The sequence below is a fragment of the Alteromonas sp. KUL42 genome, assembly GCF_006538325.1.
In the GTDB taxonomy this organism is placed as follows: domain Bacteria; phylum Pseudomonadota; class Gammaproteobacteria; order Enterobacterales; family Alteromonadaceae; genus Alteromonas.
The window spans coordinates 76,409-101,872 of record NZ_BJKK01000005.1 but is presented as its reverse complement, the minus strand read 5'-3'; the positions used below and the strand labels follow the sequence as shown (position 1 = coordinate 101,872).

Here is a 25,464-nt window from a genome sequence, read left to right as displayed (position 1 = left end):
GAATCGTTACTATTCGCGTTTGTTTTTTGTTAGAAACGAGCGCCACTTTTGAAACTTTGGTTACGACGGCTTCACCTTCTTTTTGCTCTTGTCTTTGGTTTATTTATCTCATGCTTAAGCATTACCGGTGCGCTTTTGATTTATGCGAAAGATATCCAAACTGCTGTGCAGCCAGAAAAGTGGACTGTTGATAAGAGAGGGGACAAGCTGCCTTTTTCTCAAATCGTGACTACTCTAGAAGCGCAGACTGGCGAACAGGTTGAACTGTTGATGCCAGAGTCAAAAGCCCATTTGGCGTGGCAAGTTAAACTTGGAAATGGCGAGTATGTAAGCATTAATCCTTATTCGGCCGAAGTAGTGCATCGCTACGATTACTACAGTACGTTTTATGGATTTACAATGGCCATTCATCGGTGGCTTTTATATCAAAATAGCGACGGAGATAAGCCTTTTAGACATTGGGTGTCGATTTGTGCGTTGGTGCTCTTATTGGAAGTGATTGTGGGTTTTTACCTTTGGGTAAAGCCTAGAAATAGACTGAAACGTTTGGTGATTAAGCGGCGCGCTAAGTTTCGTATACTTATGTATCAGCTGCATACAGTGCTAGGTGTTTATCTGGCTATTCCACTTATCTTGATTGCGTTTAGCGGAATGGCGTTCAATTGGAAAAATGTCACGCAGCAGGTTGTAGAAACGCTCACTTTTTCGAAAGTAGAGACCAGGCCGGTGCCTGCGGCGTTAGCAAGTAACATTGAATTAAATGCTTTAGCTCTCGATGAATCTTATCGAAATGTACTTTCTGTTTTTCCACATGCTTCGCTTTTTCGCATTTACTTTCCCAAGAAAGCAGGCGAACACATAGGTTTTAGGGTGCAAAACCCCGGTGAGTCTCATGCGTATAGCTGGGTTTGGACAAACCCATCAACAGCACAAGTAACAGGGTTTTACGATGCCTCTAAAGCCAATGTGGCAACGCAGGTATGGAACTTTAAATACAAGTTTCACATAGGCAGCTTTGGCGGCCCAGTGCTTGAGTTCATTTGGATATTCATCGCTTTGCTACCTTTATTCTTCACAATATCCGGTGTCTATTTTTGGTTAAAGCGGCATTTTAAATAGTAAGCTCACAACCACGACGTATTTATAAAACAACCAAAATGATAATAATTATCATTTGCTTTACATCTATGTCCTACACCTTTAGTATAACGCGCCTCTCGTAACCTTAATTTCTTAAAAGAGTTTTCATGTTTAAAGCCCAGTTATCACTCATTGCCCTTGCGGTTAGCGCTCCTTCTCTTGCAAGTAGCCCCCAAGACGACGTAGAACGCATTATCGTGTCTGGAAGCCGTGTTATTGAAAGTATCGACGAAGTACCAGCGTCAATTACCGTAATATCAAGAAAGCAGATTGAAGACCATTTAAAGGTTAACCCTGAACTGCAAAGCCTGTTAGCACAAATGGTTCCAGGTCTTGCTCCTGATACTGGCAGTTCTAGTAACACTGGGCAATCGCTGCGCGGGCGAGCGCCATTGGTAATGATTGATGGTGTGCCGCAATCCACACCACTTCGAAATGGATCGCTGGGGGTGAAAACCATCGACCCAAGTGCGCTTGCGAGAATAGAAGTTATTAAGGGGGCGACCTCGGTTTATGGCAATGGCGCGTCAGGCGGTATTATCAACTACATTACAAAACAAGCCACTTCGCAAAATACACATCAAGGGCAAGTAAGTTTATCTTCACGTTTTAGCGCCGTTAAACTTGAAGAGTCAGCTGGGGCGCGTGTGTCTGCCGCAGTAAATGGCAAAGTAGAAAATTTTGATTATCTCTTTACGGCAAGCTACGAAGAAAATGGCGTTCAGCGCGACGCAGAAGGGGATATTTTAGGTTTACAATATGGATTATCAGACGCAGAGACTCAAAACTACTTCACCAAATTAGGCTACGATTTTGATCAAGAGAAGCGCCTTCAGTTCAGCTATAACTACTTTAGTTCACAACAAAAAACGGATTTGGCAGATGTACCTGGGGATATTAATGAAGGGGTAAAAACTTACGCTATTCACGTACCTGAAGCGCTACAAAAGCGCGGAAAACCTCAGGGCCCAGACGGAAATGAAAATATTACCGTTAAGTATACCGACAGCAATATCTTTGCAAATAGTGAAATGACCTTGGACGTTTATACGCAAGATATTGAAAACGTGTTCTTCTTTTCACCAAATCTTGCCAACCCTGATGAGGGCTATGATGGTGGCCAGTCAATCATTCGCTCAGAAAAGCGTGGCGCCCGCGCGACATTTAATACAGCGGTAGACTTTGAGGGGGTTGAGGCCACGTTTATTTATGGTATTGATGCGCTAAAAGACACAACCTCACAGCCATTAGTGGATGGGCGCGTATGGGTACCTGAAATGGAAATGGATAGTTTAGCTGGCTTTCTACAAACCAAATGGGTAATTAACGACGATATTATTGTTAAAGCTGGGGTTAGAAGAGAAAGCATTGACCTGTCGGTAGATGATTATGAAACGTTGAAGCTGTGCCGGTCTGAAACTCAGTGCTCCGTTCCTCTGCAGGTTAAAGGGGATACCATCGACTATGACGCTACAACGTACAACATTGCAATTAAGTACAATTGGAGCGAAGTATTTAGTCCGTTTTTCAATTACTCCCAAGGTTCTGATATTGCCGATATAGGGCGCTTACTGCGCGCCGCGACAGTGGATGATATAGGGTTAATTCAAACCGAAGCATCGATCATCGACAACTACGAAATAGGTTTCACGTCACTTTTTGACCAAGTTCGTGTTGAAGTCGCAGCTTATAGAAGTACCTCAGAATTAGGTACAACCAATAGCTTCAACGAAGTAACAGGGGTTTATGAACCTGTACGCGCACCGCAAGAGATTTGGGGCTACGAGGGGCTACTTGATTACCGTATTTCAGACACGTTAAGTTTAGTAGCAACCTATAGCTATGTAGAAGGCAAAAACACTGAAGCAGATGTGTATTTGGGGTCTCGCCAAATTAGCCCTCCTAAAGCAACAGCCAATGTGAATTGGAAGCCCTATGACGACTTATCTTTAACGGTAAGCTACTTACATGTAGGGGACCGAAAGCGATTCTCGCCCAATGCTGATGGTGACTATGTTGGCGATCAGGGGCCGATATCAAGCTACAATATTGTTAACCTGAGCGGGCAATATCAGTTTGCTGAAAATTGGAACGCGTTTATGGGGGTTGAAAACCTCTTTAATAGTGACTACTACCCATCACGTGCACAATCTTACACCTATGGTGGTTACAATATTAAAGGATTGGGTACAACAGCAACCTTGGGTGTGACTTATTCATTTTAAACTGTGAGCTGCCTATTTCTGCGTGTTACATCTCGCTTTGGTTATGCTTGTGATATAGCGTAATCTAGCGAGGTGTATCTTCTACCAATATTAACTTTCGATATGACCTTTCAATATTAAATCTGCTATTACCAGCTGCGTATTATTTTCTGGTAAGTTGTAGCATCTAATAGCGATGTGTTAGCAGGAATTTCATTTTCACTTGGCAGCACTTTTTGCGCATCTGAAAGAGAAGTATAAGGCCGATTATCGATAAAATACCGACTATCCGTAGCGGTAGGTTTCCCATCTAGAGAGTAGGCGTTGTGTGTAGTATGGCTTTTATGGGTTGTAGATGCGCTGCCTATAAAATCTGCAATACCGTCACCATCTACGTCTTTGGTTAACCAAGGCCGCGCGAGTAATTTGTTAAATCGCCCATCGTTTTGCATTGTATTAATAGCAGCATTAAATGCGTCAATTATCCGGTTTGCATGGCTAACGTTTTTATTTATGGCTAATCTAAAACCGGTAACTACAAGCGGTTTCTGAGAAAAGTAAATACGCGCACCTTTTGTGTCTGTTAGTAGCGTATTAAATTCTTGCGCGAGAAGTTGTGAGGTAATCAGGTAGGGGGCTCTTTCATCAGCAAGTTGGCGAAAGGCGTCAAAGGTTGAAGGGTTTCTAGACCATTTTACCTCTTTTAGCATTCGCAGTTCGGGTGTGTTTGCAAAACGGTTTTCAATAGCCACGCGATTATCCTTTAAGTGTGGAAAAAGCGTGATGTGGTTCACATTATCGCGTTTGCTAACAGCATAAAGGTAAAGAGGTAAATAAATGTCGGAAAGAATAAATTGGCTGTTATTTTCTCCTAAATCGACAAAGGCAAACTCACCGTCAATTTTGCCTGTTAATAGCGCACTGCCAAGAAACGCGTCGCGCATAACGTGTAGTTGAATGTCTAATTCAGTTGAATCAAAGGCTTCACTGACAATGGCGTTTAATCTGGCGGGCTCGCCATCATTGCTAACATAGGTTTCAAATGGCGCTGCACCAAGTGTAACGCTAGCTCGATTTTCATTCGCACTGGCACTAGACAGAAGTAAAGAGGCAAAAACACCAAAAAGAAGGGTACTGATACGTTTTTGTCTTAGGCGAGTGGCGGATATCAATTCAAGCAAGCTTACATCTCCGTGCTACTACAATGCGTTTAGTACACTGTAATGTAGTTCTACTTGTTATTCCAATAAACACTCAAAGTGAGGAAGTCAAAACCAACGGTACTGGGCTTACCCAATACCGTCGAAATTCGATGGAGGACCGTTGTATTTACTCTCCAAAACTTCCAGCTGCACCGGGGTACACAACAACGCTTTCAACGCCCTCTTTATTAACACTTGCAACGCCAAAGAAATAATTATCGATAACAATATTTTCTAGTGTGGCTTCTGTTACATTCCCTACGAATTTACTGTACTCCCATTGCGGGGCATCGGTGTGTCGCCAATATACTTTGTAACCTTTTAATTGCGGGTTTTGGGCTTCGTCAAGTGCACTCCATTTCAGCGTGGTGGAAGGTTGAACCGCGCCTTCAATGGTGACCTTGCTTGGTGGGTTAGGTGCCCATGCCATAGCGGCAAGCGAAACCGCATTTAAGCCAGTGAGCTTGGCGGCATAATCAAAATTTACACCCTCTAGTGTATCACCATACACAATGCCATCTTCAGTACGTAAATCTTGATGTTGACGTGTGTAGTTTTCGTTGGTTTCCATGATACGAATACCCGGATATCCTAGGTCGTTGAATGGTCGGTGGTGGCCTCCACGACCAAAGCGGTCAAGTCGGTAAATCACCATGGTATTTAGGTTCTCAATATATTGGTCGGCTATTTTATCAATATAACGGGCCAAATTACGGCTTGGTGAATCTACTTCGCCACCGGTAAAGCGTCTGCGGCGAGCTTCATCTTCGGTTTCAGTTACACGGGTACCTTCTGCAAATATGCGTGCCGTGGCGTTATTGATAACACCGTTAACGCCTTCAATGTTACCTATCATGTCGTTATTTAATACGGCTTTAATACGCCAGCCGTCTTCTTTGGCCTTTTTCGCCATAATACGACCACCAAACAACCCTTGCTCTTCACCGGCTAGAGCCGCGTAAACAATAGTGCCGTTGAACTTGTACTTTGAAAGAACTCGCGCTGCTTCAAGAGTGCCTGCGACGCCTGAAGCATTATCGTTTGCGCCAGGCGCGTCAGAAGTGAAATCCATAACATCAGATACGCGGGAGTCGATATCTCCTGACATGATCACATACCTATCTGGATCAGTAGTACCTCGTTGAACGGCAATAACGCTGACGACTTCAACAGGGTCGGGAATACGTTTTTCACCACTGATCACTTCGGATTGAAAATACACTTCCAAACAACCGCCACATTCAGCAGAAATTTTGTCGAACTCTGATTTAATCCAGCGGCGAGCTGCACCAATACCTCTGGTGTCAGATTTGGTTTCAGACAATGTATGTCGTGTACCGAAATTAACGAGGGTTGTAATATCACTTTCTATACGCTCAGCTGATATAGCATCGGCAATATCGTAAAGCGATTGTTGTTGCTCGCTATTGGCATTGGCTGTAAACGAAGAAAGTGCGCCAAGGGCAAGCACTAGGTTCAGTAAAGAAGGTTTACTTGTGCGAGGAATGTTTTTTATCATTGTTCGTTCCCATTTTTTTACTATTTTTGTTATGTGCTTTCTACAATTGAGCGTTTTACTATTTACACAGGCTCTAGGCAGAGTAGTACTGTTTAGTAACATTAGCGAATGCAGGCTTATGGAACAACGGGAGCGAACGTGCAATGTGGCACTTTATCGCAAGAACAAAGAGGCCGACAAATAGTCGGCTTCGGTACAATGAAAATTCGATATTTACTTAGAGCCTGTTAAATACATCTATTTAGATAAAAGCAAAGGCATCGCCAAACAGATTTTCTGTTTTCAATCCTCGTTGCGTAAAGTCATCGCGTACCACCTTTGCCATTTCGAAACGACCTGCTACATACACCTGTACATTTTCGAAGTTAGCGTGATCTGCCATAACGGCATGGTGTACCCAACCGGTTCTGCCTGTCCAATCGTCCTCTGCAAATTCCACTACAGGCACAAAAGTAAAGTGTGGGTTAGCTTCAGCTAGCGCTGCTAGCTTATCTGTCAAGTACAAATCTTGCGCATGTCTGCCCCCCCAATATAGAGTGATTGGGGTTGTATCCTTACTGTGCAAATGTTCCTGCAAAATAGAATATGCATAAGAAAAACCAGTACCACCGGCAATAAGTACAATAGGCAGCCCATTACTTTGTAAAAAGGCATTGCCGTTACCAATACTAAGGGTGATTTCTCCGTCAGCTTGCATACGTTCAAGTACTTCACCGGCATATCGATTACCCGCTTCTGCACCAATATGAAGCTCGATACGATTATTATCGTACGCGGCATTTGCTATAGAGAAAGGGCGCATATCTTTTTCGCCCATAATCGCCATGGCGTATTGGCCTGCTTTAAAACTGACAGGAGACTGTGGCGTTAATTCCACTTTTTTTACAACTTCGGTTAAAGGCGTAATGCTTGCAACCTTACAAATAACGTGTGACATGTCTTCTCTTTTTACCTTTTGGTTCAGCGTGTCGCCTTTGGTAGCTCTTATTCTGTTTGCTTCGATTATGCTTGCTTTGAATCAGCTCGCTTTGCGTCTGTTAGCTACATAATACCAAGTTCATCCCAGATATCATCTACCCGTTTCTTAACGTCTTCATCCATAACAATAGGTACACCCCATTCTCGGTCGGTTTCACCGGGCATTTTGTTGGTGGCATCCATACCCATTTTTGAACCCAAACCCGATACAGGAGAAGCAAAGTCTAAGTAGTCAATTGGGGTATTTTCAATCATTACAGTATCACGGGCGGGGTCCATTCGCGTGGTAATCGCCCAAATTACATCGTTCCAGTCTCTGGCATTCACATCGTCATCGCAAACAATAACAAATTTTGTGTACATGAACTGACGGAGGAAAGACCATACGCCCATCATTACGCGCTTGGCGTGACCCGGATATTGCTTTTTCATAGTGACAACGGCCATGCGATAAGAACAACCCTCTGGCGGTAGATAGAAATCTACAATCTCAGGAAATTGCTTTTGCAATATGGGTACAAATACTTCATTCAGTGCTACGCCTAAAATGGCCGGCTCATCAGGTGGGCGGCCAGTATATGTAGAGTGATAAATAGGGTTTTTTCGATGAGTAATGTGTGTAACGGTGAATACGGGGAAGTCATCTACTTCGTTATAATACCCCGTGTGATCGCCATATGGCCCCTCAGGTGCCATTTCATCTTGTGCAATGTAACCTTCAAGAACAATCTCTGCACTTGCTGGTACTTGTAAATCGTTGCTAATCGACTTAACCACTTCGGTTTTATCACCACGAAGTAGGCCCGCAAAAGCATATTCTGAAAGTGTATCTGGAACAGGGGTTACCGCACCGAGAATAGTGGCAGGGTCAGCACCTAACGCCACCGACACAGGGTAGGGTTCGCCCGGGTTTGTTTGACACCACTCGCGAAAATCCAACGCCCCCCCACGATGGGACAACCAGCGCATAATAAGTTTATTTTTGCCTATAACTTGCTGACGATAAATTCCCAAATTTTGGCGCTTCTTGTGTGGGCCTTTCGTAATACTTAGTCCCCATGTTACTAATGGGGCAACATCGCCGGGCCAGCAGCGTTGAATAGGGATTGTCGATAAGTCCACATCATCACCGGTGATCACGACTTCCTGACAAGGTGCTTTTTTTAGCACTTTTGTGGGCATATTCAAAACTTGTTTGAACACGGGAAGCTTTTCCCATAGATCTTTAAGGCCTTTTGGCGGTTCGGGCTCTTTTAAGTAAGCCAGCAGTTTACCTACCTCGCGAAGCGCCTCGACTGAGTCTTGCCCCATTCCCATGGCTACACGTTCAGGTGTACCGAAAAGGTTAGCAAGTACAGGCATAGTGTGATTCTTCGGATTTTCGAATAAAAGCGCAGGTCCACCAGCACGAAGAGTACGATCTGCAATCTCTGTCATTTCTAAATCGGTATCAATGGGCTGGTTGATGCGTACCAACTCACCTTTGGCTTCTAATTGTCGAATAAAATCACGTAAATCTTTGTACTTCATTTTGAGTTGGTTTTTCCACATCATTGCTATATGCCAAGAATATACTATTTCGAAGCAAAGTCCGATCAGTTCGAGGTGTTAAACGGGCTCTAATCACAGAATTTACGTTCGGTTGTTAAAATTACGCTTTACAGCATCGTAAATTGGGTGTGATATAGGAAAGTGCGCATAATCAGAAAAAAAGCGCTATTTATAAATCCTTTGCCTAAGGTGGTCACATGACGATATTCGATCAGGACATGCTCGACGAACTAAACTTATTACTTAAGTTTCCAACCGATAGCCTACTACAAGGTTTGAAAATTCATCACGATGCTAGCCAATCTATGGTAAACGCGGCATCTCGTTTATACACGAAAGGGTTAATTACACAGTCAGACGGTGGCTACCTCACCGATTTAGGAATAGATTTAGCTGACCATGCTCGCCATATTCAATCGGCCTTATGTCCAAGGAAAAGCAGTCACTAGTTAGTGTGCCTTGTGAGTTCAAGTGTAAGAAATTAACTCATCGAAAGGTTTGTTATTCATTCTCAGTACCGTTGAGAATGAATAACAGCACATTCCCGTTAAGATATTCTATACTTAGTCGATAACATGTATACGATCATCAATGTTTACGCTTATTAATGTTGACTAAAGCAATGGTTATGAAAAGCATACTTTCTTCTTTATTTTTATTCGGTTTAACGTCTGCTTTGGTAGCGCCTCATGCAGTGGCGCTTGAAGGTGAAACGCTTGAAGAGCTTCGCGCTGTTCAGTTGTACGACCAAGATAAACTCATAGAAATGATTAATGCGAATACACATCTAAACAAGGTTGTGGAAGACCGCTGTCAGTTAGTTCAAGATATTGAAGCGCGCGCTGATGTATTAAAAGTACCGGCTTATCAGTTTCTATGGGGAGACATGCTTGCGTGGGGTGTATGTGTTGATGCAGAGCCAGCCCGTGGAATAAGTTATATGGAAGATGCAGCAAACCAAGGTTTCCCTGCGGCTTTGGAACAATTAGGTCGTTACTACGCTAAAGGCACCCTTGTTCAGCAAGACAAATCCCGCGCGGTTGTGTATTTGCGTGAAGCATCGGCATTACAAAATTTAAAAGCGCAAATTCGCCTAGTTGAGTTGTTTTTAGAAGGTTATGGAAGCCCTTACGATTATGAAGATGCGTACCATTGGCTATACAACTCGGTTACCGATGATAAACAACAGCACCAACAAATTGCAGGTTACCTCTCTCAGTTAGAAGCATTAATGCATCCCAAAGCGGTGCGTGCTGCACGCCGTCCTTTAGACAGCTAAAACTAGGTAAAAATAACGACATCAAAGTGCGTTAAAATTTTTTGCGCTTTCCCGTTAGCATAGGGCGTGGTAACTGAATATTGTCAAAGAAGGCGTGTATCTATCACATCATAAACCCATTTACACCCCATTTAGTCAGCAAGGTAAGCGCTGCAATTATCGCTAACTAATCAAGCTTTTAATTTTTACATCTATTTCCTTCATTAATAGACTGATATTTAAAACAATTATCTGTCACAAAACTGCCTCTTACTTGTCACGTTTGCGTCATCGAACCTTCTTAAAGTCACTCTACATTCTTGTGCTTCGCTGTTCTTATTTACAGCGAGTCTTATAAAAATATTCAGCACACACGAAAGGAATGTTTTATGTTTACCCGCTCTCTTATTGCAAGCGCCGTATTGTTTTCTCTGGCAGCTCCTGCATTTTCTCAAATTGAAGTACCTGATAGTTCATCAGCAGATAATGACTATATAGAAGAAATCACTGTTACCGCACAAATGCGCGAACAGTCTGTTATGGATGTGCCTGTTACTATGGATGTTATTGGTGCCGAGTTTTTAGAACGCACCAATATTATGGAATTGGACGAGCTTTCTCGTATCTTGCCCAATGTGCAAATTCAAGAACAAGCCGTGAGCTTGCCTTCATTTAATATTCGCGGGGTAACAGATGATGTATCTTCGGTTTCTGCGACACCGCGGATTTCGGTTTACCAAGATGGTTTCGACATCAGTAAAAAAACAGTATCAAGTGTGGCGTTATATGACATAGCCCGTGTTGAGGTACTAAAAGGCCCACAACCAACCTTGTTTGGTGTAGCAGCTGCCAACGGTGCCATTAGTATTCACTCTAATTTACCTTCAGATGTTAAAGAAGGAAAAGTGCAATTAGGCTACAACAGTGAACAAGGCGAAGAGCTTGAGTTCATGTTCAACTTACCGGTTAACGACAACCATAGTTTTCGCGTAGCGGGTCTATATCGTGAGATGGATGGGATCGTTGAGAATAATGCTTGTAGTGAAGGTTCTTATTACGGTAACGCTAATATGTATGACCACAAGGGGAATGCGGTTCCTTGTAGCAGTGAAGACCTCCAAGGCGTATCTGTACAAGCGATTCGCGGTACTTGGAAAATGGACTATGACAAGCTAAAAGTTATAGCCCGTGCTGCCTTAGAGTATAACGATCAACCTGGCATTGCGTTTAAATCGGGCTCTATTGCACCGAAGGGCGGCGATACTAGCCCTTACACAGCCGCAGAGTTCAGCCTAGGCAGTGAACTAGGTATTGAACGCACCTTACAGTCTTACGATATTTCTGCGAATTATGCTCTTAGTTCAACGTTAAATCTTCACGCAGATGCTTACTATAAAGACGTTGAGGTAAGCGAAGGTTTTGATGCAGACGGGACAGCATTGCGTATTCAAGACGCCTATTTTGAGAATGATGCCACGCTAAAAGGTGGCTCTGTACGCTTGGTATACGATTCAGGTGACAAATGGGCCGGATTTATTGGTGCCTCTATTTCTCAGGATGATTCAATTTTGCCTTACTACGTTATGGTTGACCCATTCATTCGAGGTACATTTGATGCGGTGAAAGCGCAATTGGAAGCTAGCTCGAATATTCCGCTTAACCAAAATATAGCCACTAACGCCTCGTTAGAGGAAATTGAAGCACTTAGACAAATTTTGGTTTCATCATTGTTCAACGCCGATGGCACACCGATTTCCAATCCAGATCTTCCACCTATTCTTATCCAAGGCCCCTATACCTTTGAAGCCGAACTAGATATTGCCTCTTATGTGGCTGAAGTGTCTTACTTTGTAACCGATGATATTAATATTACCGCCGGTGTGCGCTATATCGATGAGACCCGCTTTACCCGCAATACTTACGCTTTACCGGGTGGCCCATTCACTTTTGAAGGGGAAGGGGATTTTACGGATACGCTGCCGCGCTTTGCAGTAAGTTATGACGTGAACAACAATTGGAACCTGTATGCCAACTACGCGAAAGGTCGTCGCTCACCTGTTGTTGATGCGAGTGCAGCAGGCACCACAATAACCAAAGCTGAAATAGTAGATAGCTACGATTTAGGGGTTAAATATCAAAGTGCTAACTTCATATTCTCAGGGGCAATCTTTACTTATGAGTACAGCGACTACCAGCAAAGCTATACCGACCAAGAAACATTGCAGTCTATAACGGTAACCGTGGGTGACTCGACCATGTCTGGTATCGAAGGCATGGCCACTTATAACTACAGCGATACTCTTACCTTCACGGCAAGCCTGGGTTTCTTAGACGCAGAATTTGCTGATAACACATCTGATGGTTCGCCTTTCCAATATGGCGGTAATAAATTCAGACTTGCACCTGAAGTGAGTGGGGCTATCAACATCAACAAAGTTGTTCATTTTGACAATTGGACCATGGACGTAAACTGGTTGACAAGTTTCCAGTCAGAGGTTTTCTTTGAAAGTAGTAACTATCCGGGGATGTCTCAAGATACGTATTCACTGACTGACTTCTCGCTGAAGCTCAATCGAGAAAATAGTGAATTTGCCTATGAGTTTTACGTGAATAATCTGTTTGATAAAGAGTTCCTTATCGACGCTGGTAACACTGGCGGCGGGATAGGTATTCCTACGTTTGTTCGCGGTATGCCAAGAATTGCTGGCGTGCGTTTGTATTATGCTTTTTAACGGCAATATCTCTTACTGAGTGGCGCTCTAGCAATCTAGCTAGAGCCATTAACTACTTCCACAGTAAAAAGCCGCCAATTCCTAATCAGAAATGGCGGCTTTTTTATGTTTACGAAAATCGTAAATTACGCGCTAATTACAAATGTGTGGATATCGCTCACCTTACCATTTGGGGTAAGTATGGCATCCACATAATGCCATTTTGCAATAGCATCATCGTGGGTAATGGCAAGGGTAAGGTATCCTCGCTGATGCAAGTTGCAGTACTGTAAGTCTTCGATGAGGACAGGAAGATCTTCAGCCATTGTCTTAGCAGTATCATTATCCATACTGAGATAATGCTCCATGCCGGGAGAAGTGACACCGGGTGTGCCAAGTTCAACCGCTACTTCGGTACCATCTTGCAACGTGAGCTTATTATGCCAAGCATTGTGCGTATCACCTGCTAGGGCAATTATAGGTTTTTCTAATGTATTGAGTTGTGTCAGAAACTGCTCACGTTCCACAGGATAACCGTCCCAAGCATCTAAGTTATACGGCATTACGGTTTCAATTTGCTGAATTTCTTGCTGAGTTAATGTGCCACCTTCTAATTGCTTGCGCTTTAGGTTGGCAAGTTTGTGCACATGGGGTGCTATTTGTTCGCGAGGTACACCATTAAAGATGGATACCGGAAACAGCATTCGTGCAATAAGGAGCTGTTGGCCAATAACTTGCCACTTGGTATTACTGTTTTTCATGGCATCAAAGAGCCAATCTCGTTGTGCTTTTCCTAATAAGCCTCGTTCTGGGTTACTGATATCAGCAGTAAACGCGGCTTGATCAAACGCTTTGGTTTTTGCGTCGCGATAATGACTGTATTCAAGCTGCTTGTCTCTGGCTAGTACACGGGTATCAAGCATATATAAGTCGAATAAATCGCCAAAAGTGAACTGGCGATAAATTTCCAGGCGTTCGTTACCAAAAGGTGGGCGAATAGGAAGCCACTCGTAATAGGCTTGAACGGCTGCAGCACGGCGAGCGTAAAAATCGCCTTCTTCCACTTGATGATTTTCGGCGCCATCTCTATAGGTATCATTGCTAATTTCGTGGTCGTCCCACACTACAATAAATGGCTTCTTTTGGTGAAGTGACAACAAGCCAATATCGGTACGATAGAGCGCGTAGCGTTTGCGATAATCGTTAAGGGTAAATAGTTCGGTATCATTATCCTCAGCAAAGGTTCGTCCAATCTCTTTGGCGTGTTCAGTGGCATAGCCCTTGCCGTCGTATTCGTAAATGTAGTCTCCTAGATGCAATACGTAGTCAATGCCATCATCTTTAGCTGCTTCCATGTAAGGCGTAAAGAAACCAGCTGGGTAGTTAGAACATGAAAAAATACCTAATGTAATTTTATCGATGTGTTTAGCGGGTAATGTTCTGGTTTCACCTGTAGCGCTTTGGTTGTTTGCGCTTCTAAAACGGTAAAAGTATTTGCTATCTGGTGATAAACCTTTCACATCCACTTTTACAGTGAAGTCACGAGCAGCAATGGCTTCAGCATGGCCACTTGCAATAATCTGCTCAAATGCGTTGTCTTTCGCTACTTCCCACAAAATGTCAGCCTTTAACACGCTTGGTTCGGGCTCTGCACGAGTCCAAATAATGACAGCATCTTGTAACGGGTCGCCACTGGCAACACCGTGAGTGAAAATTGCGTTAGTTTGTGGACGTGAGTTTGAAACGCAGCCAGCGATGCCTGTTGATACAGCCATACCCGCGCCAATCATTGACGAAAATTTGATAAACGATCTTCTATCCATAATGCCTGCTTTTACAATAAAGGTTGAACTGAAAAGTTACTTGAGTGTTTTAATATCAAGAGGTTGCAGGCAGTTTTATACGTCTTGATTGTGACATGGTGATGTCAGAGTATGACGCAACGCGATACGTGTAATTACAATTTTCTATTTCTTCTTTAAATCATGTTTTCCCGTAAATACTGTTATACTGTGCACCAAACAACCAATACACCAAATAATTGATAGGTAATTTGAAAATACATGAGTGATGATCCGCATTATCAGCGCGAGAAAGAAAAGTACGAAAATCCGGTCGCAAGCCGAGAATACTTAATGACTGTTTTGAAAGAACATGACAAGCCCTTGTCATTTCTTGATATTTGTAATTTAGTGAACGCTTTTGACGAAGAGGCCAGAATAGGCATTCAACGTCGTTTACGTGCCATGGAAAGAGAAGGGCAGGTTCAGTTTACTAAGCATAAAAAGTACATACTGCAAAACCGTGATGAAATTATCAAAGGCCGAATTATCGGTCATCGTGACGGCTATGGTTTCTTGCGCCCAGAAGATAAAAGCGGTGACCTATTTATTAGTGCAGGGCAAATGAATTTGTTCATGCACGATGACGTTGTAGAAGCGCGCATTAGCGGAACGGATCGTCGTGGTAGAAAAGAAGCCTTTATTACCCAAGTCATCGAGCCTCGCAGCGAACCTATTGTAGGTCGCTATTTTGTTGAGCAAGGCTTTGGCATGGTTGTACCTGACGATAGTCGACTGCAACACGAAATCGTTATTCCCCCTGAAGGTACACATGGCGCGCGTATGGGACAAGTTGTAGTAGTTGAGATTACGCAGCGACCTCGACGCAAAATGAGCCCTGTGGGTAAAATCGTTGAAGTACTTGGCGAACACATGGCGCCGGGCATGGAAATAGAGATGGCGCTTAGGACATTTGACATCCCGCATCAATGGCCCAAAGGGGTGACTAAACAGATAGAAAGCTTGACCGACAAAGTTCCCGATGACGCTAAAGAAGGTCGCATCGATTTAAGACAACTGCCGCTGGTTACTATTGACGGTGAAGATGCACGTGATTTCGATGATGCTGTGTACTGTGAGCCTCTAGACAACGGTGGTTGGCAGTTGTGGGTAGCCATTGCTGATGTGAGCCATTATGTTCGCACCGGCTCAGCCCTTGATGATGAAGCGCAACAGCGTGGAAACTCGGTGTATTTTCCTGACCAAGTGATTCCCATGCTACCGGAGGTGTTGTCGAACGGATTATGTTCCTTAAACCCTGAAGTCGACCGTTTATGTATGGTTTGTGAAATGACCATTAGCGCGCAGGGTGTATTGGAAGGGTTCCAGTTTTACGAAGCAGTGATGAACTCTCATGCGCGTTTAACATACACGAAAGTGTGGAATATCTTACAAGGCGATAAAGAACTACATCAGCGCTACGAGTCTCACGTAACACACCTTCGAAATTTACACGATTTATATCGCGCTCTGAAAAAACGCCCGTTCAAAACGCGGCGCAATTGAATTCGAAACTCAAGAAGTTAAGTTTGTATTTAATGCACAGCGCAAAATTGAAAATATTGTACCTTTAGTAAGAAACGACGCGCACAAGCTTATTGAAGAGTGCATGATCATGGCTAACGTGAGTGCAGCCTTGATGCTAGAGAAGCACGAAGCACCGGCCTTATATCGTGTACATGATAAGCCAGATGCAGACAGACTGACTGCATTTACTAGTTACTTAGGTGAAATTGGCATTCCCCACCGCATTACGGAAGATGCGGAGCCCGCAGCGTTTACTGACGTAGTACTTAAAACACGTGGGCGGGTGGACGAAGAGCTTATTCAAACCATGTTGCTTCGTTCAATGAAACAGGCCATATACGACGGCGACAATGTCGGGCATTTCGGACTGGCGCTTGAAGCCTATGCGCACTTTACGTCGCCTATTCGTCGTTATCCCGATTTAGTCGTGCATAGAGCATTGAAGGGCATTATTGCCAAGCAACAAGGTAAAAAGGCTGTCAGTGGCGCGAAGAGTTATACCATCGATGAAATAGAGCAGTTGGGTGAGCAATGCTCTATGACTGAACGTCGTGCAGACGACGCTACTCGCGATGTGGCGGATTGGCTCAAGTGTGAATTCATGCTTGACCACGTTGGCGATAGTTTCGAAGGTGTAGTGAGTTCTGTTACAAACTTTGGTTTGTTTATTCGAATTACTGAGTACCACATTGATGGCCTTGTACACATAACATCGCTTGATGATGACTTCTATCACTATGACGATGTGAAACAAGCATTAGTAGGTGAGTCGGGCCACCGTCAATTTAGGTTAGGAGATACGGTGGAAGTAAAAGTGGCAGCGGTCAACTTAGATGAAAGAAAGATTGATTTATTACTTGATAAGTCTATGCTGCGCGGCGCTGGCGGGAAGAAAGTCAAAGTGAAGTCAGTGCGAAAGTCCACTCGTGATCCTAAACCTAGCACTCGAGGCGGCAGCAAAGGTAAGTCTAGTCCTAATCACGGGGCATCAAAGTCTGCTGGTAAAGGTAGTTCAAAAAGTGGCAAGACGTTAAAGCTAAATAAAAGAGGTAAGCGTTAAATGGCGCAGCAAGAATGGTTATACGGTTTACACGCCATGCAGTCGGTTTTAGAAAATGAACCTGAGCGTGTTATGGAAGTGTTAGTGCTAAAAGGTCGTAATGATGAGCGCCTCACAACCATTGTAAATCAGGCTCGTCGCTTTGGTATTTCCGTGCAATTTTGTCAGCGAAAAGCACTTGATGACAAAGTGAATGGTGAGCAGCATCAGGGTGTGGTTGCACGTGCAAAACCTGCTCGTGTGCTTGATGAAGCTGATTTAGACACAATCCTTGCACGTGAAACCCAACCGTTTATTTTGGTGTTAGACGGTATTACCGACCCGCACAATTTAGGTGCATGCTTACGCACTGCAGATGGGGCTGGTGTGCATGCTGTCGTGGTGCCCAAAGATAAATCCGCAAGCCTAAACGGTACTGTTAGAAAAGTAGCCTGCGGTGCAGCTGAGGTTGTTCCCCTTATTCAAGTAACCAACTTAGCTCGAACACTCAAACATTTGCAGGACAAAGGTTTATGGGTTGTGGGTACTGCCGGTGAAACTGATAAAACCCTTTATGATGTTGACCTTAAAGGGCCGACAGCACTGGTAATGGGCGCGGAAGGTAAAGGCATGCGCAGACTCACCAAAGAAACCTGTGACGAACTGGTAAAGCTTCCCATGGCAGGTAGTGTGACAAGTTTAAATGTGTCTGTTGCTACTGGCGTATGTTTATACGAAATCGTAAGACAGCGAGGCTAGCGCTATATCGTGATAGCCAGTGCACTCGTTTCGTTGTACTGGCTTTATTGAAATTAAACAAAACTACTTTTTACAGGCGCTTTTGAAGCGCCTGATTTGCACTGCCAAATTCTCAGGGGTCTCGAAATAACGTGTGTTCTTAGTCTTCTCTACTATTTCCTATTCCCTCTATCTCTAATTGTTACGAACGTCCTTATGTTGCTATTGGTTTATTAGTCAACCACAACATGCATGCAATTAATGCCATATTACGTGTGCAATACGCTATTTGGTATTACCCAAATTGAAAGCATATGTCGCATACAAGAGGTTACTTATTAGCGAAATAATTTTCTTAAATTGTCAATAAACCTTAAAGAAAAGTCAGCTTTGCAAAGATTGCGTAAAGCCGTGAACCATAAGCGAGCAAACTTACCATAATGCAACATTGTGAGGATCTCAATGCATTCACAATGCATTACTTACGCTCGTTTTAAAAAGAAACTTCTAAAGGATATTCAATTTATGCAATTGACATCGTTAACTGTCATTCGCTCGCTCGTTGTTGCGTTTACAGCAATTATTGGTTTGACCGCATGTGGTGGCTCTGATAGCACAGATTCAGATTACACCTATGCTTATATTCAGTTTTACAATGCCTCTCCGAATGGGGCGAATGTGGAAATGCGTGAGATAGATGGTGACAGTTTTGGTTCTGCGCAATTTGGTGACACTACTTCTCTGTTTTCTATGGAGGATGGCGACATAGAGCTTGAGTTCATTCGCACAGATTCTGATGACCAAGAAGTCTACATTGATGAGTTAACGGCTAACTTACGCAACGGTTATAAGACCATTGTTGTGATGAGTGGAGATTTCAACTCGCCTATATTTACAACGTATTCGTTTGAGCGAGAAACCTTAGAAGACCACTTTAGAATTTTTGCACTATCTGTTGCGGCGGATGAATCTTCATATGATTTTTATATGAGTGAGTCTGGAGATCCGTTCGAAGCTGCACATTTTCTGGGAACGGTTACCACGGGAAACGCAACAGAGCTAGAATACTGGGATACAGACGAAGACAGCGATGACTTTGATGAGGGGGAATACACCATTTACTTAACTCAACCAGGTAGCGATGACGTTATTTTTGAGTCGCAAACGGTTAACTTTGCCTATTCTACGGAATATTTGCTAACACTTAGAGACGTGAGTGGCGCAATCCAAAATGGACTGGTAGTAGACACTATCTTAAATTCGTCTACTGTCACTGCCTTAACCGATGTTGAGGCTGATTCCCAATATCGTATATACAATTCAACGGAAATCGACACTGAACTGAATGTTACTTTTGGCGGTAACACAGACGAAGAAGAGGTTAACTTTAGTTTAGCGGCAGGAGAAATATCTGATTTCAGTGCAATCCGCTATGGAGATTACAGAGTTACGGTGAGTGACCCTTCAAATTCATCAGTGGCACTGAGCAATAAACTCATCACGCTCAATCAGGGTGAAAGTAAAGCGATACTAATTTACAGCGCAGACAATAAACTCGGTGCGGCTACATTTTTAGAGAGTGGCTTGCCACAAGCATATGACAAAACGGTAAACTTCATTAACTTGGTGAGCGATTACGATGATGTTGATTTCTACCTAGTTCGCAACGACGAAACGATTGACACCGCTGAGTACGATTTACAAAACTTAGAATTTGCTGAAAGTGCAAGTCGTGTTCTTCCATCTGATTACTATGAAGTGATTGCTGTGTATGAAGATGACAACGATGAACAAATTCTACTAGATAGAACGTCGTTGTTTGGTTTTACTGAAGAAGAAAATTACATTGTGACAGTGGAGCCTGCGAACACGTCTACAGGTTACGAAATTAAAATCTTGTATTAAGTGATGGGCGCATTGGGTTTTAAGTTACTAATATTGCGTGATATTTCCAATGTTTTGCGTCTTAAAACGTCGAGGCTCTATACGAAAAAAGTGACTTAGGTTTACTGGTATCACAGCTAGCTATGAAACCTTGTTTTAAAGATGGAATAAAGTGACTTGAAAAACGGCGCCAATGACTCAATATCCTAAGCTGTAGTTACAGTTAGATTATTGAAGGCTACTAAGCGCCGTTGAATAGCGGCTTTGAATCATTAAATACATGCTCAAAAATCCTGCTTGATTATCAATTCAGAGATTGCTGACCCCGGTTTTTAACCGGGGCTTTTTTATTGTTCATTTAGTTTAAAAATAATTCAATTTACCGCTATCACTTCAAAAAGTTTTCTGTTATTATTTCGCGCCCTTTTTATGGGGGTATGTACATAAAAGCAACGATATCCAGTTGTTTTTAGCAGCACTAACGACTCGGGAGAGTCTTAATTTTAAGAGCGGAGCACTAACATGATCCAAATGCAAACTAACCTGGACGTTGCAGACAACAGCGGCGCTCGCAGGGTTCAGTGTATTAAGGTTCTTGGTGGCTCGCATCGCCGTTATGCAGGTATCGGTGACATCATCAAAGTTACTGTTAAGGAAGCAATTCCTCGCGGTAAAGTTAAAAAAGGTGACGTACTGAACGCAGTGGTGGTGCGTACTAGAAAAGGCGTTCGTCGTGCAGATGGTTCTACCATCCGTTTTGACGGTAACGCGGCTGTTATGCTTAATGCAAACAAGCAACCAATTGGTACGCGTATCTTTGGCCCGGTTACCCGTGAGTTGAGAAGTGAAAACTTCATGAAAATCATCTCATTGGCCCCAGAGGTACTATAAGGAGTCACGATAATGGCTAATAAAATTCGTCGTGATGATGAAGTAGTCGTATTAGCGGGTAAAGACAAAGGCAAGCAAGGCAAAGTTCTTCGCGTGCTTATTGCTGATAACCGTGTAATTGTAGAAGGCGTTAATCTCGTTAAGAAACACACTAAGCCTAACCCACAATTGGGTGTTGCTGGTGGTATCGTTGAGAAAGAAGCTTCTATTCACGTTTCTAATGTTGCGATTGTTAACCCGGCAACGGGCAAAGCAGATCGCGTTGGTTTCCGTTTCGAAGACGAAAAGAAAGTACGTTTCTTTAAGTCTAACGGCGAACTTGTTTAATTATATTGGAGAGTACGATGGCGAAACTGCATGATTTCTATAAAGAAACAGTAGTAGCTGAACTTGCTAAGCAGTTCGGATACAAAAGCGTCATGCAAGTCCCTCGGATTGAAAAAATCACTCTAAACATGGGTTTAGGTGAAGCAGTTGCTGACAAAAAGGTACTTGAGAATGCTCAAGCTGACATGACGGCTATCGCCGGTCAGAAGCCTGTTGTTACGGTTGCAAGAAAATCAGTAGCGGGTTTTAAAATCCGTGAAGGTTATCCGATTGGCTGTAAAGTAACCCTACGTGGCGAGCGTATGTGGGAATTCCTAGAGCGTTTGATTTCAATCGCTATCCCGCGTATCCGCGATTTCCGTGGTTTGAATCCTAAATCATTCGACGGTCGTGGTAACTACAGCATGGGCGTGCGTGAGCAAATCATTTTCCCTGAAATCGATTTCGATAAAGTGGATAAAGTTCGTGGTATGGATATTACTATCACTACCAGTGCGAGCTCTAATGAAGAAGCACGTGCTCTGCTGGACGCGTTTAACTTCCCATTCAAAAAGTAAGGGTGTAGGGTTATGGCAAAAGAATCAATGAAGGCACGTGAAGCTAAGCGTACTAAGCTAGTAGCTAAGTATGCTGAAAAGCGCGCCGCACTTAAAGCGATTATCAGCGATGTTAACGCTTCTGAAGAAGAGCGTTGGGACGCTGTTCTGAAGCTACAACAACTGCCACGTGACTCTAGTAAGTCTCGTCAACGTAACCGTTGTCGTGTAACTGGACGTCCACATGGTTACCTACGCAAATTCGGTCTTAGCCGTATCAAGCTTCGTGAAGCTGCGATGCGCGGTGAAGTCCCTGGCCTTAAGAAAGCCAGCTGGTAAGGAGTAGCTGATAATGAGCATGCAAGATCCTATCGCGGATATGTTTACCCGCATCCGTAACGGCCAGATGGCACAGAAAGTTTCTGTAACTATGCCTTCTTCAAAACTTCGCGTTGCAATTTGTGAAGTATTGAAAGCAGAAGGTTACATTGCAGACTTCGCCGCTTCTGGTGACGTTAAGCCTGTTTTAGAAGTTACGCTTAAGTACTTCGAAGGCAAGCAAGTAATTGACACTATCGAACGTGTAAGCCGTCCTGGTCTGCGCATCTATAAGAAAAAAGATGAGCTTCCAAAGGTCATGGGTGGTTTAGGTATCGCTATCGTGTCGACTTCTAAAGGTGTGATGACTGACCGTGCAGCGCGTAACGCTGGCATGGGCGGTGAGATCATCGGTTATGTAGCATAACGGAGGAGTTGAAATGTCACGTATAGCAAAAGCCCCAGTAGACGTTGTATCAGGTGTAGAAGTTTCTATCTCTGGTCAAGAAGTTACTGTTAAAGGTAGTAAAGGCACTTTGACTCGCGTTTTTAATGACGCTGTTGAAATTGCACAGGAAGAGAACCAACTTAAAGCACTTCCTCGTGAAGGCTTTGCAAATAGTTGGGCACAAGCAGGTACTGCTCGCTCTATCCTAAATGCAATGGTTCAAGGTGTTTCACAAGGTTTCGAGAAAAACTTACATTGTTAGGTGTTGGTTACCGTGCACAAGCACAAGGTGCCAAGTTGAACCTTACTCTAGGTTTCTCTCACCCTGTAGTATACGAAATGCCAGAAGGCATTACGGTTGAAACTCCTAGCCAAACTGAAATCCTCGTTAAAGGCGCGGATAAGCAGGTGGTTGGTCAGGTTGCGGCGAACATTCGTGGTTACCGTCCACCAGAGCCTTATAAAGGCAAGGGTGTACGTTATGCTGATGAAAATGTACGTCGTAAAGAAGCTAAGAAAAAGTAGGTGGGTGATACGATGGATAAGAAAACAGCTCGCATTCGTCGCGCTACTCGCGCACGTGCAAAAATTCGTGAACTGGCCGCGCATCGCTTGGTAGTAAACCGTACACCTCGCCACATCTACGCTCAGTTAATCGCTCCTTGCGGTTCTGAAGTGTTGGCTGCAGCTTCAACTGTTGAGAAAGGCCTTGCAGAAGGTCTTAAGTCTACAGGTAATGCTGAAGCAGCGACGGTAGTCGGTAAAGCAATCGCAGAGCGCGCACTTGAGAAAGGCATTAAAGCAGTGGCTTTCGATCGTAGTGGTTTCCAATACCACGGTCGCGTTAAAGCATTAGCTGATGCAGCTCGCGAAGCTGGTCTTCAGTTCTAGGAGTTTATAATGGCTAAACAAGACGTTCAAAATGGTGAATTTCTAGAGAAATTGATCGCTGTAAACCGCGTTTCTAAAGTGGTTAAAGGTGGTCGAATCTTTAGTTTCACTGCATTGACAGTAGTGGGTGACGGTAACGGTCGCGTTGGTTTTGGTTACGGTAAGGCACGTGAAGTTCCTGCTGCAATCCAAAAAGCAATGGAAAAGGCTCGTCGCAACATGGTTGACGTAGATCTTAACGGTCACACGTTACAGCACCCTATTAAAGGTCGTCACTCTGGCTCTAAAGTTTACATGCAGCCAGCATCTGAAGGTACCGGTATTATTGCTGGTGGTGCGATGCGTGCAGTACTTGAAGTAGCTGGTGTACAAAACGTACTTTCAAAATGTTACGGCTCTACAAACCCAATCAACGTTGTACGTGCAACAATCAACGCGCTGACAGAAATGAACAGCCCGGCGAAAGTTGCTGCGAAGCGTGGATTGTCTGTAGAAGAAATTTTGGGGTAATCAGACATGGCAACGATTAAAGTAAAGCAAACTAAAAGTGCAATTGGCCGTCTGCCAAAGCACAAAGCTACGCTTAAAGGTTTAGGCCTTCGTAAAATCAACCATGTTCGTGAACTGGAAGATACCCCAGCCGTACGTGGCATGATCAACCGTGTATATTACATGGTTGAGATCGTGGAGGAGTAAGACATGCGTTTAAATACAATTTCTCCAGCCGAAGGTTCAAAGCCTACTGGTAAGCGTACTGGTCGTGGTATCGGCTCAGGTCTTGGTAAAACAGGTGGCGTAGGTCACAAAGGTCAAAAAAGCCGTTCAGGTGGCCGTGTTAAGCCAGGATTCGAAGGTGGTCAGATGCCTATCCAGCGTCGTCTTCCTAAGTTCGGTTTCACTTCGCGCAAGAGCTTTGTTACTGATCAAGTAACTCTTGCTGAAATCGCAAAGGTTGATGGTGATACTGCGTCTCTTGAGACTTTAAAAGCAGCTGGTATCGTTAAGAAAGAAATCCAGTTCGTTAAAGTTGTTAAGAGCGGTGAAGTATCACGCGCTGTTACAGTAAGCGGGTTGAAGGTTACTAAAGGCGCTAAAGAAGCGATTGAAGCTGCTGGCGGTAAAGTAGAGGAATAAGCTAGATGGCTAAACCAGGATTGGATTCAGGCGCGAAAAGCGGTTTGAGTGAGCTTAAAGCAAGATTGTTGTTCGTACTAGGTGCGATTGTTGTTTTCAGGCTAGGTTCTTATGTTCCTATTCCTGGCATCGATCCGGCTGTACTTGCTGACTTGTTCGAGCAACAAAAAGGCACCATTGTAGAAATGTTTAACATGTTCTCTGGTGGTGCGCTTGAGCGTGCATCCGTTCTGGCTTTGGGCATTATGCCATACATTACTGCATCCATTATCATGCAGTTGCTCTCGGTGGTTCACCCACCGATGGTGGAGCTTAAAAAAGAAGGCGAGGCAGGTCGTCGTAAGATCAGTCAGTACACACGTTATTTAACGTTAGTATTGGCGGTCTTCCAGTCAATTGGTATTTCGACTGGTCTGCCTAACCTGATTAATGGATTGGTGATAAACCCTGGCTTCGGATTCTACTTCACGGCAGTAGTGAGTCTAGTCACAGGAACTATGTTCCTAATGTGGTTAGGTGAGCAAATTACCGAACGAGGTATTGGTAACGGTATCTCTATATTGATTTTTGCTGGTATTGTTGCCGGTCTGCCAACAGCGATAGGTCAGACTGCGGAACAAGCAAGGCAGGGCGACATAAACATGTTGTTTCTGTTGTTGATTGGCGTAATTGTTATCGCTCTTACATACTTAGTTGTATTTGTAGAGCGCGGACAGCGCAGAATTGTGGTAAACTACGCGAAACGTCAGCAAGGCCGTCAAGTTTTTGCTGCGCAAAGCACCCATTTACCGCTTAAAGTCAACATTGCTGGTGTAATTCCACCAATCTTTGCTTCTAGCATAATTCTGTTCCCGGGTACCATCGCAGGGTGGTTTGGACAGAATGAATCAACAGCGTGGTTGCAAGATGTAGCGCTTATGCTATCTCCTGGTCAACCGCTGTACGTGATGTTATACGCAGCAGCGATTATCTTCTTCTGCTTCTTCTACACGGCGTTGGTTTTCAACCCGCGTGATACAGCAGATAACTTGAAGAAATCTGGTGCGTTCATTCCTGGCATTCGTCCAGGTGAGCAAACATCGCGTTACATTGACAAGGTAATGACTCGCCTTACACTGGCTGGCGCACTGTACATAACCTTTATTTGTTTAGTGCCTGAATTCATGCTAATTGCTTGGAATGTGCCGTTCTACTTCGGTGGTACGTCGCTTCTAATTATCGTAGTGGTTATCATGGACTTTATGGCACAAGTACAGACACATTTGATGTCAAGTCAATATGAGTCTGTGCTGAAAAAAGCTAACCTTAAAGGCTACGGCCGATAAGT

The 25,464-nt window shown here is 43.8% G+C and carries 22 protein-coding genes and 2 pseudogenes; 19 read left to right on the top strand and 5 right to left on the bottom strand.

The window, feature by feature from the left end; genetic code table 11:
• Nucleotides 1-48: 48 nt before the first annotated feature.
• Both EYR97_RS09230 and EYR97_RS09225 read left to right on the top strand, forming a co-directional pair.
• The gene (locus EYR97_RS09230) at nt 49-1,119 is read left to right on the top strand and encodes a PepSY domain-containing protein (protein ID WP_131093545.1); all 1,071 of its coding nucleotides are present in this window, start codon (nt 49-51) and stop codon (nt 1,117-1,119) included.
• Between the two features lie 128 nt (nt 1,120-1,247).
• Nucleotides 1,248-3,365: a TonB-dependent receptor gene (locus EYR97_RS09225; RefSeq protein ID WP_131093544.1), complete on the top strand. Its 2,118-nt coding sequence runs from the start codon at nt 1,248-1,250 to the stop codon at nt 3,363-3,365.
• 128 nt (nt 3,366-3,493) lie between these two features.
• On the opposite strand, the gene EYR97_RS09220 is transcribed toward EYR97_RS09225, so the two are convergent.
• From EYR97_RS09220 to ubiD, 4 genes are all read right to left on the bottom strand, one after another.
• Nucleotides 3,494-4,525, bottom strand: coding sequence for an ABC transporter substrate-binding protein (locus tag EYR97_RS09220; protein ID WP_131093543.1), 1,032 nt, complete (start codon nt 4,523-4,525; stop codon nt 3,494-3,496).
• Nucleotides 4,526-4,673: 148 nt separating this feature from the next.
• Entirely contained in the window at nt 4,674-6,065 is a 1,392-nt protein-coding gene (locus EYR97_RS09215) for a M28 family metallopeptidase (RefSeq protein WP_131093542.1), read from the bottom strand.
• 241 nt (nt 6,066-6,306) lie between these two features.
• Nucleotides 6,307-7,002 carry an NAD(P)H-flavin reductase gene (gene fre, locus EYR97_RS09210; RefSeq protein ID WP_131093541.1) on the bottom strand — a complete coding sequence of 232 codons (696 nt, stop codon included), beginning with the start codon at nt 7,000-7,002 and terminating at the stop codon, nt 6,307-6,309.
• Nucleotides 7,003-7,106: 104 nt separating this feature from the next.
• A complete protein-coding gene (gene ubiD, locus EYR97_RS09205) occupies nt 7,107-8,573 on the bottom strand; it encodes a 4-hydroxy-3-polyprenylbenzoate decarboxylase (protein ID WP_131093702.1) in 1,467 nt (488 codons plus the stop codon).
• Between the two features lie 218 nt (nt 8,574-8,791).
• On the opposite strand from ubiD, the gene EYR97_RS09200 reads away from it, so the two are divergent.
• From EYR97_RS09200 to EYR97_RS09190, 3 genes are all read left to right on the top strand, one after another.
• Nucleotides 8,792-9,043 carry a TIGR02647 family protein gene (locus EYR97_RS09200; protein ID WP_131093540.1) on the top strand — a complete coding sequence of 84 codons (252 nt, stop codon included), beginning with the start codon at nt 8,792-8,794 and terminating at the stop codon, nt 9,041-9,043.
• Nucleotides 9,044-9,222: 179 nt separating this feature from the next.
• Nucleotides 9,223-9,873: a tetratricopeptide repeat protein gene (locus EYR97_RS09195; RefSeq protein WP_131093539.1), complete on the top strand. Its 651-nt coding sequence runs from the start codon at nt 9,223-9,225 to the stop codon at nt 9,871-9,873.
• A 368-nt stretch (nt 9,874-10,241) separates the two neighbouring features.
• Entirely contained in the window at nt 10,242-12,584 is a 2,343-nt protein-coding gene (locus tag EYR97_RS09190; protein WP_131093538.1) for a TonB-dependent receptor, read from the top strand.
• Nucleotides 12,585-12,709: 125 nt separating this feature from the next.
• Here the strand turns inward: EYR97_RS09190 and EYR97_RS09185 are convergent, their stop codons facing one another.
• Nucleotides 12,710-14,386: an alkaline phosphatase gene (locus tag EYR97_RS09185; protein WP_131093537.1), complete on the bottom strand. Its 1,677-nt coding sequence runs from the start codon at nt 14,384-14,386 to the stop codon at nt 12,710-12,712.
• 240 nt (nt 14,387-14,626) lie between these two features.
• Between EYR97_RS09185 and rnr the strand changes: the two are divergent.
• The 14 genes and pseudogenes from rnr (at nt 14,627) to secY (ending at nt 25,462) form a co-directional block, all read left to right on the top strand.
• A pseudogene (gene rnr / locus EYR97_RS09180) lies at nt 14,627-16,991 on the top strand (ribonuclease R).
• The gene (gene rlmB, locus EYR97_RS09175; RefSeq protein WP_131093536.1) at nt 16,992-17,729 is read left to right on the top strand and encodes a 23S rRNA (guanosine(2251)-2'-O)-methyltransferase RlmB; all 738 of its coding nucleotides are present in this window, start codon (nt 16,992-16,994) and stop codon (nt 17,727-17,729) included.
• 504 nt (nt 17,730-18,233) lie between these two features.
• Entirely contained in the window at nt 18,234-19,613 is a 1,380-nt protein-coding gene (locus EYR97_RS09170; RefSeq protein ID WP_131093535.1) for a DUF4397 domain-containing protein, read from the top strand.
• 501 nt (nt 19,614-20,114) lie between these two features.
• On the top strand, nt 20,115-20,483 hold the full coding sequence (rplN, locus tag EYR97_RS09165) for a 50S ribosomal protein L14 (protein ID WP_012519228.1): 369 nt from the start codon (nt 20,115-20,117) through the stop codon (nt 20,481-20,483).
• Nucleotides 20,484-20,495: 12 nt separating this feature from the next.
• Entirely contained in the window at nt 20,496-20,810 is a 315-nt protein-coding gene (gene rplX / locus EYR97_RS09160) for a 50S ribosomal protein L24 (RefSeq protein ID WP_012519227.1), read from the top strand.
• A 17-nt stretch (nt 20,811-20,827) separates the two neighbouring features.
• Nucleotides 20,828-21,367, top strand: coding sequence for a 50S ribosomal protein L5 (gene rplE / locus EYR97_RS09155; protein WP_071816102.1), 540 nt, complete (start codon nt 20,828-20,830; stop codon nt 21,365-21,367).
• 12 nt (nt 21,368-21,379) lie between these two features.
• Nucleotides 21,380-21,685: a 30S ribosomal protein S14 gene (gene rpsN, locus EYR97_RS09150; RefSeq protein WP_071980725.1), complete on the top strand. Its 306-nt coding sequence runs from the start codon at nt 21,380-21,382 to the stop codon at nt 21,683-21,685.
• Nucleotides 21,686-21,698: 13 nt separating this feature from the next.
• Entirely contained in the window at nt 21,699-22,091 is a 393-nt protein-coding gene (gene rpsH, locus EYR97_RS09145) for a 30S ribosomal protein S8 (protein ID WP_131093534.1), read from the top strand.
• Between the two features lie 13 nt (nt 22,092-22,104).
• Nucleotides 22,105-22,637, top strand: a pseudogene (gene rplF / locus EYR97_RS09140) (50S ribosomal protein L6).
• A gap of 12 nt (nt 22,638-22,649) precedes the next feature.
• Nucleotides 22,650-23,003, top strand: a complete 354-nt coding sequence (gene rplR / locus EYR97_RS09135) for a 50S ribosomal protein L18 (protein ID WP_131093533.1) — start codon at nt 22,650-22,652, stop codon at nt 23,001-23,003.
• A gap of 9 nt (nt 23,004-23,012) precedes the next feature.
• Nucleotides 23,013-23,513, top strand: coding sequence for a 30S ribosomal protein S5 (gene rpsE / locus EYR97_RS09130; protein ID WP_012519221.1), 501 nt, complete (start codon nt 23,013-23,015; stop codon nt 23,511-23,513).
• Between the two features lie 6 nt (nt 23,514-23,519).
• Nucleotides 23,520-23,699 carry a 50S ribosomal protein L30 gene (rpmD, locus tag EYR97_RS09125; RefSeq protein ID WP_014950907.1) on the top strand — a complete coding sequence of 60 codons (180 nt, stop codon included), beginning with the start codon at nt 23,520-23,522 and terminating at the stop codon, nt 23,697-23,699.
• Between the two features lie 3 nt (nt 23,700-23,702).
• Complete coding sequence (rplO, locus tag EYR97_RS09120; RefSeq protein WP_131093532.1) at nt 23,703-24,137, top strand: 50S ribosomal protein L15; 435 nt, start codon at nt 23,703-23,705, stop codon at nt 24,135-24,137.
• Nucleotides 24,138-24,142: 5 nt separating this feature from the next.
• Nucleotides 24,143-25,462, top strand: coding sequence for a preprotein translocase subunit SecY (gene secY, locus EYR97_RS09115; protein WP_131093531.1), 1,320 nt, complete (start codon nt 24,143-24,145; stop codon nt 25,460-25,462).
• Nucleotides 25,463-25,464: the final 2 nt, after the last annotated feature.